The 17532-nt window shown below is 58.4% G+C and carries 13 protein-coding genes and 1 pseudogene; 7 read left to right on the forward strand and 7 right to left on the reverse strand.

The window, feature by feature from the left end:
* Positions 1 to 718, forward strand: a pseudogene (locus AC628_RS21005) (hypothetical protein); the annotation flags it as partial.
* 227 nt (positions 719 to 945) lie between these two features.
* Here AC628_RS21005 and AC628_RS21010 read toward each other — a convergent pair.
* Positions 946 to 1932 carry an alpha/beta fold hydrolase gene (locus AC628_RS21010; RefSeq protein WP_074128675.1) on the reverse strand — a complete coding sequence of 329 codons (987 nt, stop codon included), beginning with the start codon at positions 1930 to 1932 and terminating at the stop codon, positions 946 to 948.
* 398 nt (positions 1933 to 2330) lie between these two features.
* Here AC628_RS21010 and AC628_RS21015 point away from each other — a divergent pair, with 398 nt between their 5' ends.
* Positions 2331 to 5384 carry a GAF domain-containing protein gene (locus AC628_RS21015; protein ID WP_074128691.1) on the forward strand — a complete coding sequence of 1018 codons (3054 nt, stop codon included), beginning with the start codon at positions 2331 to 2333 and terminating at the stop codon, positions 5382 to 5384.
* Between the two features lie 166 nt (positions 5385 to 5550).
* On the opposite strand, the gene AC628_RS21020 is transcribed toward AC628_RS21015, so the two are convergent.
* Positions 5551 to 5883, reverse strand: a complete 333-nt coding sequence (locus AC628_RS21020) for a cupin domain-containing protein (RefSeq protein WP_245321252.1) — start codon at positions 5881 to 5883, stop codon at positions 5551 to 5553.
* A gap of 326 nt (positions 5884 to 6209) precedes the next feature.
* Here AC628_RS21020 and AC628_RS21025 point away from each other — a divergent pair, with 326 nt between their 5' ends.
* From AC628_RS21025 to AC628_RS21040, 4 genes are all read left to right on the forward strand, one after another.
* Entirely contained in the window at positions 6210 to 7193 is a 984-nt protein-coding gene (locus AC628_RS21025) for an ABC transporter substrate-binding protein (protein ID WP_074128676.1), read from the forward strand.
* A 140-nt stretch (positions 7194 to 7333) separates the two neighbouring features.
* Positions 7334 to 7810: an L-2-amino-thiazoline-4-carboxylic acid hydrolase gene (locus tag AC628_RS21030; RefSeq protein WP_074128677.1), complete on the forward strand. Its 477-nt coding sequence runs from the start codon at positions 7334 to 7336 to the stop codon at positions 7808 to 7810.
* Between the two features lie 504 nt (positions 7811 to 8314).
* Positions 8315 to 9061 carry an ABC transporter substrate-binding protein gene (locus AC628_RS21035; RefSeq protein ID WP_083633042.1) on the forward strand — a complete coding sequence of 249 codons (747 nt, stop codon included), beginning with the start codon at positions 8315 to 8317 and terminating at the stop codon, positions 9059 to 9061.
* Between the two features lie 173 nt (positions 9062 to 9234).
* On the forward strand, positions 9235 to 10221 hold the full coding sequence (locus AC628_RS21040; protein ID WP_074128678.1) for an ABC transporter substrate-binding protein: 987 nt from the start codon (positions 9235 to 9237) through the stop codon (positions 10219 to 10221).
* Between the two features lie 371 nt (positions 10222 to 10592).
* Here the strand turns inward: AC628_RS21040 and AC628_RS21045 are convergent, their stop codons facing one another.
* From AC628_RS21045 to AC628_RS21065, 5 genes are all read right to left on the reverse strand, one after another.
* A complete protein-coding gene (locus AC628_RS21045) occupies positions 10593 to 11846 on the reverse strand; it encodes an adenylate/guanylate cyclase domain-containing protein (protein WP_074128679.1) in 1254 nt (417 codons plus the stop codon).
* A complete protein-coding gene (locus tag AC628_RS21050) occupies positions 11843 to 12232 on the reverse strand; it encodes a response regulator (RefSeq protein ID WP_050425999.1) in 390 nt (129 codons plus the stop codon). The genes AC628_RS21045 and AC628_RS21050 overlap by 4 nt, the downstream gene beginning before the upstream one ends.
* Positions 12229 to 14811 (reverse strand): sensor histidine kinase, encoded by a 2583-nt coding sequence (locus AC628_RS21055; protein ID WP_074128680.1) that lies wholly within the window; start codon positions 14809 to 14811, stop codon positions 12229 to 12231. The genes AC628_RS21050 and AC628_RS21055 overlap by 4 nt, the downstream gene beginning before the upstream one ends.
* A gap of 93 nt (positions 14812 to 14904) precedes the next feature.
* Entirely contained in the window at positions 14905 to 15876 is a 972-nt protein-coding gene (locus AC628_RS21060; RefSeq protein ID WP_083633044.1) for an ABC transporter substrate-binding protein, read from the reverse strand.
* A complete protein-coding gene (locus tag AC628_RS21065; RefSeq protein ID WP_074128682.1) occupies positions 15873 to 16151 on the reverse strand; it encodes a hypothetical protein in 279 nt (92 codons plus the stop codon). Before AC628_RS21065 ends, AC628_RS21060 begins: the two co-directional genes overlap by 4 nt.
* 280 nt (positions 16152 to 16431) lie before the next feature.
* Between AC628_RS21065 and AC628_RS21070 the strand changes: the two genes are divergently transcribed.
* A complete protein-coding gene (locus tag AC628_RS21070; protein ID WP_074128692.1) occupies positions 16432 to 17415 on the forward strand; it encodes an ABC transporter substrate-binding protein in 984 nt (327 codons plus the stop codon).
* Positions 17416 to 17532 lie beyond the last annotated feature (117 nt).

Genomic DNA, 17532 nt, shown 5'->3' on the forward strand with positions numbered 1-17532 from the left:
CTCCGGCGGCGGGTCGTTTCTTACCCCCAAGGCTCTGACAACAGGAATGGTGGCTATTGCCGGCGAGAACTCGGGCGACGGCCAAGTGACTCTCACCCTACTCGACCAGGAACAAGCTGGGGCCCCCGAGCCGCCGACGCTGATGGCGCCGTCCTCTCGAACGGTACCGGCGGGCGGGTCAACGCCAATGGGGATCACCGCGTCGCCTACCGATTCCGACGACACGGTATCAGTGACGATCAGCGGCGTTCCGCTTTTCGAGTCGATAACCGCACCAAGTGGGGACACGGTCACCAGCCAGTTGGTCCACGGCGGCGGCAAGGGGGACACACTCACCTTCACTATCACCGCCGGTACGGCTGGACAGGCGATTAGCGGTCTGGTGCTGAACTCGACATTCCCCGGAAAGGGGCATCCGGTGAACACCTTCACAGTAACGGCATCAAACGGCACGAGCGGGGAGACGGGGACTTCAGCAGCGAAAAGCATCACCGTGACTGATCCCCCGGTGACAACGTCCGCTGGTGAGCCGAATGCCTCGGCGCCTGGACACTTGGACAGTCTTGCGGCGCTCATGAATCAATTCATGGCTGCCGGATTCCACAACGACCACTACGGCGCCGGCGCGATTGCTTCGTCGTTCGATCCGAAGGGAGGCCAAGAGGATCCGGCGTTCCTAGCTACGCCCCATTTTCACACAACCTGGGCCCATGCCTGACCTCAACCCAAAGCGCGGCGATGTCCACTCCCGAGAGATGACCCGACAAGGGCATGCTGGCCGCCGAGAGCAGCTTATGACCCAAGCTGACATCTCGCACAGTTGTCTGTGATTTCCGCTATTAAGGGTAGAATAGGCCAAGGCTCAGTCTGGTGCTGAGGTCGGCTTGTGCTAGGTGCGCGCGAGTGACATCGATCGTTCGGTCGCCAGACGCCCGACGAACTCGCTCACAAATGTCGCAAGAAATCGATCATCGCGGCGCTCACCTCCGACGCTCGCTCCTGCTGGGTCCAATGTCCGCAATCCGGGAGTATGAGTTTGCCGCGCAATTGCGGCACGGTGTTTGCCAAGCTGGCGAGGACTCGGTCCATGCCTGGGAATGCCAATGCCGGGTCGCGAGCGCCGGCCATGTAAAGTGCGGGCACAGTGACTTTCGCGCCCTCAAACGAGGCTAACAACTCCCAGTTTCGATCAATGTTGCGGTACCAGTTCAGACCGCCGCGAAACCCCGTGCGCTCAAATTCGCGGACGTAAAAATCAAGGTCGACTTCTGTTAGCCAGTTCGGAAGGGGAGCAAGGGTTTGCCTCTCAGTGAGATATCCTCCGTCACGCGATACCATTCCGACAGGGGGGTCACCGGGCAACCTCTCGCCGGCTACTGACCAGCCGCCTAGCACCTTTAGGAAGGTTTGCCGAACATCGCGCTCAAGCTCGAGCTCTGCTACGCCTGGCTCTTGGAAATAGAGCTGATAGAACACTGCATTCTTGCGCCGCGGCATGATCAGGGTAGGTGCTACCGTTGACCGCGGCAAGTACGGCTGGCAGAGGGCGATAACGGCACGGAAACGGTCGGGCCGCAGCAAAGCTGCGTGCCACGCGACCACGGCACCCCAATCGTGTCCAGCGATGACAGCCTGTTGAACGCCAAGCGCATCAAGGAGCCCCTCCATATCGCCGACGAGATGCAGAAGGGTGTATTGATCGATCGCCTCCGGCCGGTCGGACTTGCCGTAGCCCCGCATGTCTAACGCGACAGCATGGAATCCAGCCGAAGCTAGCGCGGGAAGTTGGTACCGCCATGAATACCATATCTCCGGAAAACCGTGGCACAGGAAGACCAGCGGTCCGTCGCCCTGTTCAACGAAATGGAGATGAATCCCATTTGCCTGGATCGTGCGATGCGTAACGTCGCCTGTGGTCTGCGCGTAGCTCACACTAGATCGGCAGACAGCGCCAACCGCTGCCGCTCCAAGATGACCAATGAATTCACGTCGCCGCATGGTGATTCTCTCGTCAAACGGCACCCGCCATGGATATCCATCAAATGCCCTCATAGCTACCGCTTACTTGAGTTGGTTTCCTTTTTTCATTTGGCGAATGTCGCCTGTTGGCCCATCTCGCCCAACGCGCCCGACTGGCCACCTGTCCGCTGTGTGGCGTAGACCGGACCTCACTGGCACCGGCTAGACTGTAGCGATTGACCCAAAAGAGACATCCTGCCATGGCGCGAAACTGTGGATTTGGTAGGATTGCGTAACCGCCGTGAGGGAGCGACTTGCAGCGACGCGGTCCAACGAAACGGCCCGTGAAGGGCCAGCGCACGAAGAGGCCGATGGCTGCCAAGGCGTCGGCTGCGCACTTGCCCCATGACCTTGTGGAGCGCCTAAAGCGCGAACGCGATGAGGCGTTGGAGCTGCAGGCTGCGAGCGCCGAGGTGCTAAAGATTATTAGTTCGTCGCCGGGCGAGCTGAAGTCTGTATTTGAGGCCATGCTTGCGAACGCTTTGCGCATTTGTGAGGCGAAGTTCGGTCATATTCTACTCTACGATGGTGAACGCTTTCTCGCGACGCATTTGCACGATGTTCCCCCAGCCTATCGCGCCTTCTGGGAGCAGCATGGACCGATACTTCCAAGTGCGAACACTGGTCTCGGTCGGCTTTTGCACACGAAGCAGGTCGTGCATATCCCAGATCTCAAAACCGATTCCGCTTACGCTGAGCGTGAGCCATTGCGTGTGGTCACTGTCGAGCAGGCAGGAGCACGATCCTTCGTCGCCGTGCCGATGCTCAAAGAGAGCGAATTAATCGGGGCAATCGTAATCTACCGCCAAGAAGTACGGCCATTCGCACCGATCCAAATTGAGCTGGTGAACAACTTCGCCGCTCAGGCTGTCATCGCCATCGAGAATGCACGGCTCTTCAACGAGACGAAGGAAGCGCTGGAGCGGCAGACGGCGACATCAGACATCCTGAAGGTGATCGCGAGTTCTCCCTCGGACGTGCAGCCTGTGTTCGATGCGATTGCCGAACGATCCAACCGGCTGATGGACGGCCACTCGACCGCGGTCCACCGGTTTATCAACGAAATGGTCGAACTCGTTTCGTTTACACCTGTCAGCGCTGAGGCCGATGCCGTACTGCAAGCAGCGTTTCCGCGGCCACTGGCGCAGTATCCGATGTTTGACCTTGTGAGCAATGGCAACACGGAACAACTGCGGGATGTCGAGGCTGTCGAAGCGGAGGCGATGGCCGGTGCAAGCCTGGCGATGGTCCGGCATGTCGCGCGAGCGAGAGGATTCCGCAGCGTGCTGGTGACACCGCTTCCCGGCAAGAAGGGGCCGATCGGTCTTATCAGCGTCACTCGCAAAGAACCGAGCACCTTCGCCCCGCACCACGTGCAGCTGCTGCAGACCTTCGCCGACCAAGCGGTGATCGCGATCGAGAACGCGCGGCTGTTCGACGAGGTGCAAGCGCGCACCCGCGACCTGCAGGAATCGCTGCAGCAGCAAACGGCAACCTCCGAAGTCTTGAGGGTTATTTCCAATTCACTTGGAGAGCTCAAGCCCGTGTTCAGCTCAATGCTGGAGAACGCCGTACGTATTTGCGATGCTCAGTTCGGCAACCTCTTCCTCGTTGATGGCGATACTGCCCGTTGGGAGGCAGGTGTTGGCACGCCGTCGAGCCTCGTCGAGTACTTTACGCAATCGGAATCGTTCAGACCGACGCCGGGAAGCCATCTGGACCGGGTAATGCGAACACGGCAGGTCAGCCACACGGCCGATGACACCAGCGAGCCGGTGGTCGGCGCAGCAGCGCATCTCGGAGGTGCGCGATCCACGGTTTGCGTCCCGATGGTTAAGGATGACGCGCTGGTAGGCACTATCTTCATCTACCGCACAGAAGTGCGGCCGTTCACCGACAAGCAAATTGACCTGGTCAAGAATTTCGCAGCCCAGGCCGTTATCGCCATCGAGAATGCGCGCCTGCTTCGCGAGCTGCGCCAGCGCACGGATGATCTCACGGAAGCGCTCACCTACCAGACCGGCAGCAGCAACATCCTCAGGGTTATCGCGTCCTCGCCCACGGACGTGAAGCCGGTGCTGCAAGCAATCGTAGGAAGCGCCTGCGAACTCTGTGAGGCGGCCGATGCGGTGGTCGTGTTGAAGGAAGACAATAGCCTCGTATTCGCCGCTCATCACGGGCCCATACCGGTGCTGCTGAACAAACGCGCCATCAGTCGTGGATCTGCCACAGGCCGCGCAGTCGTCGATCGGGTGCCGGTGCACATCCACGACGCACTCTCCGATGAAAACAACGAATTTCCAGAGGTGCGGGAATTGTCGGTCACCCAGGGCATTCGCAGCGTCCTCAGCGTGCCCATGATGCGCGAAGAGGAGAGCATTGGAGCCATCCTGCTTCGCCGAACCGAAGTACATCCTTTCAATGACAAGCAGATCGAGCTTCTGAAGTCGTTTGCGGATCAGGCCGTCATCGCCATCAACAATGTCCGCCTGTTCGAGCAGGTGCAAGCGCGCACGCAAGAGCTATCCAAATCGCTCGACGATCTCCGCACCGCCCAGGACCGCCTGATTCAGACCGAGAAGCTGGCCTCGCTCGGCCAGCTCACCGCGGGCATCGCGCACGAGATCAAAAACCCGCTGAACTTTGTGAACAACTTTTCGGCGCTCTCCGTCGAACTCACGGATGAACTCAACGATGCCCTGAAGCAGGCCGCGCTGGCAGAGCAACTCCGCAAGGAAGTCGACGAACTAACCGGCCTGCTGAAGTCCAACCTCGAAAAAGTTGTCCAGCACGGCAAGCGCGCCGACTCCATCGTCAAGAACATGCTGCTGCATTCGCGCGAAGGATCGGGCGAGCTGCGAGCGGCAGACATCAACGGGCTGGTGGAGGAAAGCCTCAATCTTGCCTATCACGGCGCCCGCGCCGAAAAGTCCGGCTTCACCATCACTCTGCAGCGCGAATTTGACGCCAGCGCCGGTTCGGCCGAGCTGTATCCACAGGAGATCACGCGCGCGCTGCTCAATCTGATCTCGAACGGCTTCTATGCCGCGACAAGACGCAAGGCCGAGAACGGTGAGGGGGCCTTTGAGCCCACTCTGTCGGCCAAAACTAGAAACCTCGGTACTTCAGTTGAAATACGCATCCTTGACAATGGCACCGGTATTCCGCCCGAGGTGAAGGAGAAGATGTTCAATCCGTTCTTCACGACTAAACCGACCGGAGAGGGGACCGGGCTCGGCCTCTCTATGGCCCATGACATCATTGTCAAGCAACACGGCGGCAGGATCGATGTTGAAACTGAGCCCGGCGTATTTACCGAGTTCATCATTACCCTGCCGCGCGGCAATGGCACTGCCAACAGCTAGAGTTTGGAATGACCGCTTGTGGCCCATCGCGTCAGTTGGCGCAGTGCTGCGACATGTCTGGTGCCGGGGGTGGACCGGAATTGCCGAGCTTAGGTGCAGACCGACGCGATTGACCCATAGCGGCCACAGGCGCCGCCGAACTCAGACTGGATCGAAATAGTGAACCTCAAAGAGCAAACAACCACCATTCGATTTGAATGGACCATGATGAATGCCGGCAGGTTGGCAAGTAACTGTTAGGCGGAAGTAGTTTACCTCCAATAGTGAAATCACCTGACACAATGTAAACTTCCTCCCAATATTCGTGCACCACCTGTTTGGTGGTGAACGCCCCAGGGGCAAAGCGTAACAGTCGCGTGCGACTGCCCTGTTTGTTTGCCTCGTCGAGCGCGCCCGAGAGGATTTTCTGCTGAATGCCTTCGGGGTAACCGGGAAGCGTCTCCCATCCGCTGTTCATGTCGATGACAGAAAATTCGTGGTATTTCTTGTTCACGCCCATGACCTACATCCTCCGCGATGGAGCCGATTACAAGCTTCGCTAGGCAGCGAGGGTATCGCGCCCCCGCTTTCGGCGAATGAATGTAGTGGACCGGGTATCCACTCATGTCAGTGGCCCTTCGCGAGATATTGCACCGCCACGCATCCTCGGTCGCTAACGGGGCATAGTGGAAATCGACTGGCCAACGCCCATTGCAGCAGGCGACGCTCGTGACCCCAACTGCGACATCGTCCGGGGCCCCCATAAGATCAATGGCCTACTGAGTGCAACGACGACCGATACGTGATACCCTGCGCGCCGTCATCCTCAAGCTGCGATGGGATCGAATGAAGCGGCGGGAGTTCATAGCGGGCACTGCGGCGCTGCTTGTTTCGCCAGATGATTCGTGGGCGCAGGGAAAACGCCGTCGGCTTGGTTTTCTTGCCATAGGTGATGGCAGCGGAAAGGCTCTCAATCAAGCCGAGCAAGCCTTACCTGACACGCTGCGAAGCCTCGATTGGGCAGAGGGAAAAAATCTCATCATCGAGTATCGCTTTTCCCAACCGGCAGATCGACTGGCGGCTTCAGTCGCCGACCTGATTGCTTTTAGTCCCGATGTGCTCATCGCTGCGGGATCGCAAGCAGCAGTACCCCTTAAATTATCTACCGCCACCATTCCGATTGTATTCGTGGCCGTGCCCGATCCGGTGCTGCTCGGTCTAGTGCAAAGCCTGTCGCGGCCAGGTGGTAACGTGACGGGTTTTACGAACATGGTGCCGGATGATTTTTTTGCGAAACGCCTTGAAATTCTGCGGGAACTCGTTCCCGGAGCCTCCAAAATTGCGCTCCTGATCGATCCCGACAACCCGATGCAGAAAGTGTATCTTGCGGAACAGATACCCCGCATAGCGCAGACGATCAGCGTGGCCCTGCCTTTGGTCGCGGCAACTAAGGCAGAGGAACTCGACGCGGCCTTTGCGTCGGCCACTGCCCAACACGTCGACGCGATAGTAGATGTTGGCAGTCCCCTCACTTATGTCCAGGCTCCACGCGTTATCGCTCTCGCGGCGAAGCATCATTTGCCCGCAAACTACTTGTTTCGGCACGATGCGGTTGGCGGGGGATTGATGTCCTACGGTCCCGATGTAGCCGATTTATTCCGCCGTGCAGCCGACTACGTGAACAAGATACTCAATGGCGCCAAACCTTCCGACCTCCCGGTAGAGAGGCCGACCAAATTCGAGCTGATCATCAACATGAAAACTGCAAAAGCGCTCGGGCTCGCCGTGCCACCCTCGCTACTCGTCCGCGCCGACGAGGTGATTGAGTAAATGATCCGCTTCGACCAAATTGCCCAAGGTCAAGACGGCAGAGCATGTAGCAAAACGAGCCGAGGCGGCGCCCACGATCCATCGTCGGTATTGATCCACGCTGGAACTAAAGTGACGCAGTCTAGAGGAGGAAGCTCGCCATGGACGTTTCCATCATCCAACAAGTCAAAATCCAGGCGCGGGTCTTGGTTCCGTTGGTGAAGGCTCTGCAGATGGAGCTGGGCGAAGAGCGAGCAAATGCACTCGTCCGACGGACCCTTGGTGCGATCTATCGTCGTTATGGTGAGGAGTTCTGGAGCGCGAAGAACGGGAACGACCTTGGCAAGGCTATGAGCCCCGAGCTGGCCGCGTATGCCCGCGACGACGCTCTCGATTATCGGGTGATCGAGCAGTCACACGATGCATTTGCCTTTGAAGTCACCGCATGCCGCTACGCTGAGTTCTACAAGGAATTGGGCGAGCCGGAACTCGGCTTCTTGTTGGTCTGCAGTGCTGACTTCGACTTGGCCGAAGGATTCGGTCCCGACATCAAGCTCTCGCGCACGCAGACCATCATGCAGGGTGGAAGTCACTGCGACTTCCGGTACAAGCGATCAAGCTCTGTCGAGGAGCAATAGGTTGATGCGGAAGGTGGCGGCATGTCGCCTGTTGGGCCCATCACGTCATTTCGCGGCGATGCGGAAGTTGGTCGCTATCCGGGCATAGCGGACGATACGCGGACTTGCCACTGGCCCAATCGGGTCGCGCATGACCCGACTCGGACTTCCCGCGTTGACGCATGCGCCATGCGCTTGGCGAGCTGAGAATGCACTTGACGCAATTGCTCCCACAAGCCCGCCGCACGGTGCTAGTCTCGCCATCCATTAGCGCGGTCCTTGAGGGAAGGATACATGCGGCGGCGGGAGTTCATTAGACTTGTGGTATCGAGCGCCGTTACATTGTCGCAGATGGACGCACGGGCACAGCAGTCATCCCCGGTTATCGGTATCTTAGGAAGCTCAACGGCTCGAGACTATAGTCCGATGATAGCTGCCTTTCGAAAAGGGCTGAGCGAAGCGGGCTATCTCGAAGGAAAGAATGTCGGCTTCGAATACGCATGGGCAGACGATCACTAAGATCGGCTGCCTGCGCTCGCCACCAAGCTAACTGAGCGACAGGTTAACCTGATCTTGGCGGCAGCGACGCCGTCGGCGCTGGCCGCAAAGTCGGCGACCACAACCATTCCCATCGTGTTTGCAATCGGCGGTGATCCTGTCAGCACCGGGCTAGTGACCAGCCTCAATAGTCCGGGCGGAAATGTCACGGGCGCAGCACATATCAACGTGGATACAGCGCCGAAACGTTTAGAACTGTTGCACGAGCTTTTGCCGGGCAGGAATTCGCTTGGGCTCCTGACGAATTCGGCCAATCCCTTGACACCAGCGGTTGAGAGCGGAGTAAAAGCGGCGGCCAGCGTTTTGGGCATTAGGCTGACGACGTTTCACGCGAGCACCGACGAGGAGATCAACGCGACGTTCAAGGATGCTGCCGGTTCCGTCGCTGGAATAGTGATCGGTACTGACCCGCTGTATACGAGCCACGCCACCACGCTGGGTGCGAAGTCCCTCGAATACAAGCTTCCGGCTATCTATCAGTATCGAGACTTTGTGGTAGCTGGCGGCGCAATGAGCTATGGCGGCGACATTAGCGATTCCTATTATCATGCGGGCATCTACGCCGGGCGAATACTCAACGGCGAGAGACCGGCCAATCTCGCTGTACAACTTTCGACACGGGTGGAACTCATCATAAACCTGAAAGCGGCGAAGGCTCTCGGGTTAGAGGTACCCGTCGCATTGGTTGTCCGCGCCGATGAGGTGATCGAATAACCATGCCGTACGCTGCGGTGCATGAGTCCGGTTGTGGCCCATACCGACAAAGTCCGGCCCCAGCCTAAATGTCGGCTGTTAGAGGTTGACCGGAAAACGGCCGACAAGCGCGTGGGTCTGACTTTGTTCTCACAAATGGGGTATGCTGTGCTTAAGTGCCGCCGGGGCCGCATATGCAATTCGATCGATTGAAGCGTCGCGAGTTCATCGGGCTGGTGGGTGCCCTGACGGCCTCCATGCCCTTCTCCGGGCGTGCGCAGCAACAGGCCCCTACGATAGGATTTCTCCATCAAGGGTTTCCGGAGCCGTTGCTCAATACGAACGCCTTCAAAAAAGGTTTGAGCGAGGCCGGCATCGATAGCCAAACAGTCAGGATTGAGGATCGCGCCGCCAATGGTCTTTATGATCGATTGCCTGAACTCGCGGCAGAGCTGGTTGCGCATGATGTCGCGGTCATTGCGGCTAATTTTCTTCCGGCGGCGCTTGCAGCAAAGGCGGCGACACAGATAATTCCGATTGTTTTTTTGAGCGGCAGCGATCCAATCAAGTCGGGGCTGGTATCTAGCATCAATCGACCGGACGGCAACGTCACCGGCATCGCTCCGATGTTCACGCTGTTGGAAACCAAGAATCTGGAACTGCTGCACGAGCTTGCCGCCGGCGCAAGTGTGATTGGGGCGCTTGCGAATTTGACGAACCCCAATATGGAGCACCAGCTCGGGGATCTGCGGGCAGCGGCTGGTGTGATCGGCCTCGATATCGTTGTCCTATCCGGCAAGGACGAGCCGGAAATCGACGCCAGCTTTGCCAGTTTGCACGAACACCGGATCGGCGCAGTGGTCGTGACCGCTGATGGCTTTCTAATCAGCCGCCAGGATCAAATCGTTGGGTTGGCAGCTCGTTATGCGATGCCGACAATGTATCCACTGAGCGAGTATGTGCTGACGGGTGGGCTGATGAGCTATGGTGCCAACCTTCGCGATGCCTTCCGACAAATGGGCATCTATGTCGGGAGGATACTCAAAGGCATGAAGCCTACCGATTTGCCGGTCCTGCAGCCGACTAAGGTCGAGTTCGTGATCAACCTCAAGACCGCCAAAGCGCTTGGTCTCGAAATACCCCCCAAATTGTTTGCGCTCGCTGACGAAGTCATCGAATAACCCTGCAGCCGGCCAGCTTGGCTCACAGCATTGCATGAGTCCGACTGTGGCCCATACCGACGAGTACGGGCGTTCGCCTGCATGTCGGCTGTTGAGGGTAGACCGGAATAACCGACCTGCGACCGAAAAGGGTGCGAAAGTGAAGGGTTTCGGATGCCGGCCGCTTGAGGCACGGCGCCCCGATGCTGGGGCACGTCGAGGACGTGACAATCATTGATCGAGTGCGGGCCGTATCTGCAATTGGCTGCGAGCCGGTAGACCTTTTTGGGTTCGGCGGCCGGAGCGCGCTCACCGCCGTGGTGACCAATAATCCTGCGAGAAGACCGCGCCGCCGCAAATGCCCTCTCGAGGAACCCGGAATGTAGGTTGAATCATCCGATTTCGATCCGGACGCCCTTGCCGCCGTTTAAGAGCCGTCTCAAATGAAAGCCTGCGAGTGAATCGTCGGAATGCATGCCGACAAGAGCAGCGAAAGCTGGCATTGCACCTAAATCGTTGGCCTCGAGCTTCGCGAAAGCCTCAAAGTATCTGTTGGTCGCCGGGGCTGCAAATTCTTCAGGCCTTAAGGGCTCGTAGGCCCGAAGCGGCTCGCTCCGGCCGCGCAAGACGAGATCGCCGACGGGACGCCCGAGAAAACATTCCGCGGCATTTGCGATCGCTGCACTGGCGCAGATGCGCGTACCCAGGGGCTTGTTCGCCGCTTCGAGCCGCGCGGCGGTATTTATGGTATCGCCATAGGCCGTGTAATCGAAGAAACGGCTCCCGCCGAAATTCCCGACCAGCGCAGGGCCGGTATGGACGCCGATACGGGTTGCGCCGAAGGCAATACCTTTCGCTTTCCAGCGCTCGCGAAAAACTTGCGCCCAGGTATCAAGCTCATGAGCACAGGCAACCGCTCGCGTGGCATGATCGGGCTGATCTCCTGGAGCATTGAACAGGATCTGGATCGCGTCGCCGATCACCTTGGCCACAGTGCCTTCGTGCGCGAAAACGACATCCGTCATCCCGCCCACATATTCGTTGAGCAATTCACCCAGCGTTTCCGGTGGCGCAGTCTCGACCAGCGCGGTGAAGCCGGTGATATCGGTAAAGATGGTTGCCACCTCCCGCCAGTGCACCGCCATTCCGTTAGCCGCGTCACTGCCGGCGGCAAGTCGCTTTGCAAGCTCCGGCGAAAAGTAGCGTGAAAGAGAGGCGTGAGCACGCTCGGCCTCGATCTGCCGCCGCTGCGCCTCCCGGAGGACCTCGATGTGCCGGATGGTCTTCTGGATCGTCGTTTCCAGATCCGCGAAATCGATCGGTTTGGTCAGAAAATCGAACGCGCCGCGATTCATGGCGACCCGGATATTGCTCATGTCCCCATAAGCCGAGACGATGATCGTCGACTTCCTATCTTCAGCCTCCTGGAGCTTGGCGAGGAGCGACAATCCATCCATCCGCGGCATATTGATATCTGAGACGACCAGGTCGACATCAGCGTGTTGCTCGATCGACTGCAGGGCCTCGAGCCCATCACGTGCAAAGATGAAGCTGACCGCGCCCCCTTGGATCTGCCTGCGGAATTTCTGCAGGATCAGGTCCTCGAGATCTGGTTCGTCGTCAACTATGAGAATCGTCGTCATCATGCAGCCTGCTCGAGCCGCGCATCGATCTCGTGACGCAGCAACGCAAAGTCGATTGGCTTGGTGAGAAGGGCGACGGCGCCGCGCTCGATTGCCTTCCTTCGGGTTTCCGGGTCGCCGTAAGCCGTGATCATGATCACGGGAACGTCCGGCCGCCGCGCCCGCACCTCTGGCAGCATCTCCAGCCCGCTCATCCCGGGCATGTTGATATCCGAGAGGATCAAGATGAGGGTAGGATCCCGCAGCTCGACCGCGCGCTGCAACGCCATGGGGGCCGATGAAGCGAACTCCATCAAGAACCGGCCAGCTCGCAGATCGCGACGGAATTGCTGGCGAAACAGCGCCTCCACATCAGGTTCGTCATCGACAACGAGAATGTAAACGCTCAATTCGCTTCTCCAATATTTGATTGCGCCACCAGCGCCCGCTGTAATGTGATAATGAATTCGGTGAATGCTCCTGGCTCGGTATCGACGTCAATTTTGCCGCCATGCTGTTTCACGACGATATCGTGGCTCATGGACAGGCCAAGTCCAGTGCCTTCTCCGGCGGGCTTGGTCGTAAAAAATGGATTGAAAATCTTCTCACGGACTTCCTGGGGGATGCCGGTACCGTTGTCGCGAATTCGAATCTCGACCCTATTTCCAAGGTCTTTGGTGCTCGCGCTGAGTGTTGGCTCAAACCCGTTCGCAGCCGCCTGCTGTCGTTTCGTGGCGGAATAAAAGCCGTTCGAAATCAGATTGAGGAGCACCCTGGTGATTTCCTGCGGGTACACGTCGACCATGCCTGCGTTGGGATCGAAATCACGCATCAGCGTGATATTGAATCCGGATTTCTCGGCGCGAGCGCCGTGATAGGCGAGATTCAAGCTCTCTTCCACGATCGCGTTGATGTCGACGGGGCGATGCTCGCCGCTTCCTTCGCGCGAATGTAGCAGCATGTTCTTGACGATCGAATCGGCGCGCTTGCCGTGCTGTACGACCTTCTCGAGATTTCCTTTGAGCATATGCGTGAGTTCGTCGATCTCCTCGCGCGTCTTCTCGTCGAGCGAAGCCGATTTGAGGGCCTCGTTTAGCTCGTCGATCAGTTCGGTGGACAGCGCCGAAAAATTATTGACGAAATTCAGCGGATTCTTGATCTCATGGGCAATGCCGGCGGTGAGCTGGCCAAGAGAAGCGAGCTTTTCGGTCTGGATCAGGCGATCCTGCGCGGTGCGCAGATCCTCAAGCGACTGCGAAAGCTCTTTCGTACGCGCCTGCACCTCGTTGAAGAGGCGGGCATTTTCGATGGCGATCAACGCTTGGTCCGCGTAGGTGCGGACCAATTCAATTTCTCGCGGGGTAAACGGGCCTGGCTCTGATCTTCCCAGTCCGAATACGCCCTCGACGCGCCCGCTTAGCACCATTGGGACCCCGAGGACTGCGCGATACCCTCCCAATTGGGGACCGCCGGGGAAGCTGTATTCGGGGTCAGCGAGCACATCCGGCAGATGGACAACCTCGGCTGTGAGAAAGGCACGTCCGATGAAACGGCTGCGCTCTGCCTTCGCAGGTCGTTCCTGAAGAAATTTGTAAAACTCCTTGGTCATTCCCGATTGGGCGCGGACACGCAATACGTCACCATCACGCAGGTAGATGTTAGCCGTATCGGTGCTCAACAATTGCCGCGCCGATTCAGCGAGCGTTTGCAAGACCGGTTCCAGATCGAATGCCGAGCGGCTGATAACTTTCAACACTTCCGCAGTTGCTGTTTGCTGCCGCAAAGATTCCCTCAATTCGGCTGTTCGCTTCTCGACCTTGTTCTCCAGATCCGCATAGGATTCCTGTAAGCGCACGCCCATGTCGTTGAATTGATCGGCAAGCTCTTCCAGTTCGTCGCCCGTCTTGATAGCGATGCGCTGGGAAAAATCGCCGCCGCCGATGCGTTCTGCACCAATCCGCAAGGCCCGTATCGGGCCAACCATGCGGCGCGCCAGGAAGATCCCAGCAAGCACCGCGAAGATCGACGCCGCCAGCAAGACGATCGCAAGCCGCTGCAGTGCCGCGTAGAGTGATGCGTAGGCTTCCTCGACCGGCAACTCCACGAACATAGTCCAGCGCAATGGCTCGATAGGCGCGGAAGCTGTAAGTACCTGCTGACCTTCGATATTAAGAGATCCCTGCAATTCGTCGCTCATCCCGTGACCGGCGAGGGCAGCCTGCACTTGCGCCAACTTCGACATGTCGGTGTTTCGGAGCACCAGACTGATGTCGGGATGCGCGATCAGTCGTCCCTGTGAGCCGACAACGTAGGCGCGACCGTGCTGGCCAACCTTGATCTGAGAGACTACGTCCCAGATCAGCTTTAGATTGACCTCCGCGATACTCACGCCGGCATCCTTCCGTGTGCCGGCGATCGCCAAGGTCATATACGGTTCTGACTCCCTCCGGAAATAGACAGGTCCATAGTAGACCTTGTGCGCCACCGTTTCGGTGAACTTTGCATCGTGGGAGAGGTCGATCCCGCTGTCGATCACATCCATCGCCAAGCGCGATACGCGTAGCCGTTCCTTGCCCGTCGCATCGATCTGCGCCAGCTCAGTGATGGCCGGAACCTGGCGCAACAATCGCAGAGCATCGAAGTGGCGCTGCTCGATCGAACCCGCCGACCACGGCAACTGGGTCGTCCAGCCGAGCTGGCTCTCTATTTCCTTGATGAATTGGCTGATTTTGGCCGCCGCGGCTTCGGCCTGTTCGTGCTGAATGCGGATCAGAGCCGCCTTGTGCTCACGGTAGTAGAAGAAGACTTCGAAGATTCCGTTTGACAAAAGTGCGATACCAACTACCGCGACGAAGAGCGCAACATATTTGCGAAACAGTCGGCTGCGAACTCTTTCGATCGGTGATCTCGAGGCCGATGCGGTGTTTGCCGCCTGGGATGGCGCTACAACTTGGCTTTGTGGCGCGTCGGGGTGGAGGGAAATGCTCATGCGGGAGTATTCCTCGCATGTGAGTTGCACGGAGTCCTGGCAGTGGCCGCACCGCTCGTTCGAGACACGCTGATCTGATGGTGCGTCATGTCGCTACTCAATGACCTTGTCCGCCATCAGCAACACCTGCTCCGGAATGGTCAAGCCTAAAGCCTTGGCGGTGCGGAGATTGACGACAAACAGGAAAGTCGTGGGCTGCTCGACCGGTATATCCGCGGGCTTGGCGCCTTTGAGAATACGATCCACGTAGGACGCGGCAGAGGTGAAGAATGCGGTGATTTCGGGCCCATAGCTCATCAGCCCGCCCATGGCAGTATAGCTGCTCACTTGAAAGATCGTTGGCAGACCCGAGTTCAACGCAATCGGAGGCAGCGCCGGTCGCGGAGGATCGGCGAGGACATAGACAACCTCGCAGTTTGCCCCCTTCATGTCCGCGAATGCCGTTTCCAGATCCTCCGGGTTCGCCGCAATGAAGCCCTCTGCTGTTATGCCTATCGCGCCCGCGGCTTTTATTGCCACGTCAAGCAGATTCGGATGGGTCGGATTATTCGATATCAAGACTCCGATCTTCTTCACGTTCGGAAAAGCGAGCCGAACAATGTCCAGCGTCTTTGCCGTGAGATCCCCGAACATGTTAGCCACGCCCGTGATATTGCCGCCCGGGTGCGCGAAGCTCTTCACAAAGCCAGAGCCGATCGGATCGGTCGACGGCGCCATCACGATCGGAATGGTTGAGGTTGCTTGCTGCGCGGCGGCGATGGCGGGTGTTGCTTCCGCAATGATGACATCGGGATTCAGCGCGATCACGTCTGTGAGAAGACCCGGCAGCGAAGCGTAGTTGCCCTTCGCTTCGCGAAAATCGATGACGAGATTCTTGCCCTCTTCGTAGCCCAGCTTTTTTAGCGAGCTTCGGATCAATTCAAGGACCGGAACGCCCTGACCGGAGGTAACCAAAGCCACGCGGCGGGACTGGGAAGTATCGGCCGCGGCTTGGTCGATCGGAAGAATGGCCAACCCACTCGCCGTTGTGGCGGCCACTGCCACAATGAACTCCCGTCGCTTCATTCGATCACCTCGTCGGCGCGGGCGAGCAGGTTTTTCGGAACAACAATCCGCAGCGTTTTGGCCGTCTCGAGATTGATTGCCAGCACGAACTTGACCGGCTGCTCGATCGGCAGCCCGTCCGATTTTGCTCCGTTGAAGATCCTGTCGACGTGGCCCCCGCCGTGGCGACACTCGCGTGTTGATTTGATCCAGCCCGGTCGGCTGTTGACAAGGAAAATCGGTTTTCGCAAACGGTTGCGTTTGGCGAGGATGATCTTGTCATCAAAAAACACCATGACTTGTCACTAATCCATTTGCGCCTCCAACCGACGCAAAAATACGAGGAAAATATTGTGTAGGATAAGGCCGACGATAACAGACCGCAATCGAGCTCGCGGCCTCTGTGGAGGCGAGGAAACTACCACCTCCTTCAGTGGAAATACGGTCAGGGATGCTGTCCCGTGGAATGACCCTCCGGCCCTCGCTACCGTCTGCCGATCGCGGCGCACCAATTTGCAGGGCGTCGTGGTCAGATAATAGGATACCTTGATCCCGCGTTGATAGATGAGGGCTCGAGTGAGGCGGCGCGAGTTCATTGCACTGGTTGGTGGCGCCGCGGCGTGTCCGATTGCGGCACGTGCTCAGCTTGCACAGAAGATAGCGCACATCGGAATTGTCAGCATCGGCGGGCCGACTGCTGACATGATGGGGCCGCTGCCGCCAAACCGTACCGTACGTGCGTTTCTGCGCGGAATGGCGGAACTGGGTTACGTTTACGGCCGCGATTTCGTGACCGAGCCGCGCGGCACCAACAGCATCGCGGCGGTTGCTGAACTGGCTAGTCTCCAACTCGATGTCATTGTCGCGACTGGCGGTGGAACGTCGCTCTCTTTGCTCAAGCAGGCAACGACGACGATTCCCGTCGTTATGACGGCTGCTTCTGCTGATCCCGTGCGCCAAGGGCTCGTCCAGAGCCTTGCCCACCCGGGTGGAAACTTCACCGGGATGAGCATGCAAACTCTGGAGCTCACGGGAAAGCGCCTGGAATTGCTGAAGGAACTCGTTCCAGGCGCAGAGGTTGTGGCGGTATTCTGGGATTCGACGGACGCCGGTTTGTGGCCAGCAGCCGCGGCTGTAGGCCAGGCACGAGGGTGGAAGCTTCTGTCAGTCGAGGTTCGCGATGCAGCCCAAATCGCGCAAGCCTTCAAGACCGCGGCCACTGCGGGAGCTGGCGCACTCCTCATTCCGGCATCGGGCCTTCTCTTTAGCCACGCCAGCCAAATCGTCGAACTGGCCGCGCTGAGCCGCATTCCAACAATGTATGAGCTGAGGTCGTATGTCGATGTCGGTGGCCTCGTCTCCTATGGCGCCAATATCGAGGATATCTGGCGGCGAGCGGCAACCTACGTGGACAAGATATTGAGGGGCGCTAAACCTGCCGAATTGCCAATCGAACAACCGTCCAAGTTTGAGCTTGTGATCAACAAGCGAGCAGCAATAGCACTCGGCCTGATTATGCCGCCATCGATCCTGATCCGCGCCGATGAAGTGATTGAGTAGCCGCTTTGCTGCAAATGCTCGGGTCTCCTCCTGGCCCCAAGCAGCGGTGGGCACACCTCTGCTATTCAGCCGCTGTCAGGTGATGAGCAGACAAACGGCGAAGGACCCGAAATCGAC

It is taken from the genome of Bradyrhizobium sp. NAS96.2, assembly GCF_001908235.1.
GTDB lineage: Bacteria > Pseudomonadota > Alphaproteobacteria > Rhizobiales > Xanthobacteraceae > Bradyrhizobium.

What these genes read in the sequence shown, in the direction of transcription:
- AC628_RS21020 (WP_245321252.1), bottom strand. Translation starts at nt 5,883, where the DNA reads ATGGGCGTGAACAAGAAATACCACGAATTTTCTGTCATCGACATGAAC.
- AC628_RS21025 (WP_074128676.1), top strand. Translation starts at nt 6,210, where the DNA reads ATGAAGCGGCGGGAGTTCATAGCGGGCACTGCGGCGCTGCTTGTTTCG.
- AC628_RS21030 (WP_074128677.1), top strand. Translation starts at nt 7,334, where the DNA reads ATGGACGTTTCCATCATCCAACAAGTCAAAATCCAGGCGCGGGTCTTG.
- AC628_RS21015 (WP_074128691.1), top strand. Translation starts at nt 2,331, where the DNA reads ATGGCTGCCAAGGCGTCGGCTGCGCACTTGCCCCATGACCTTGTGGAG.
- AC628_RS21055 (WP_074128680.1), bottom strand. Translation starts at nt 14,811, where the DNA reads ATGAGCATTTCCCTCCACCCCGACGCGCCACAAAGCCAAGTTGTAGCG.
- AC628_RS21045 (WP_074128679.1), bottom strand. Translation starts at nt 11,846, where the DNA reads ATGATGACGACGATTCTCATAGTTGACGACGAACCAGATCTCGAGGAC.
- AC628_RS21040 (WP_074128678.1), top strand. Translation starts at nt 9,235, where the DNA reads ATGCAATTCGATCGATTGAAGCGTCGCGAGTTCATCGGGCTGGTGGGT.
- AC628_RS21065 (WP_074128682.1), bottom strand. Translation starts at nt 16,151, where the DNA reads ATGGTGTTTTTTGATGACAAGATCATCCTCGCCAAACGCAACCGTTTG.
- AC628_RS21060 (WP_083633044.1), bottom strand. Translation starts at nt 15,876, where the DNA reads ATGAAGCGACGGGAGTTCATTGTGGCAGTGGCCGCCACAACGGCGAGT.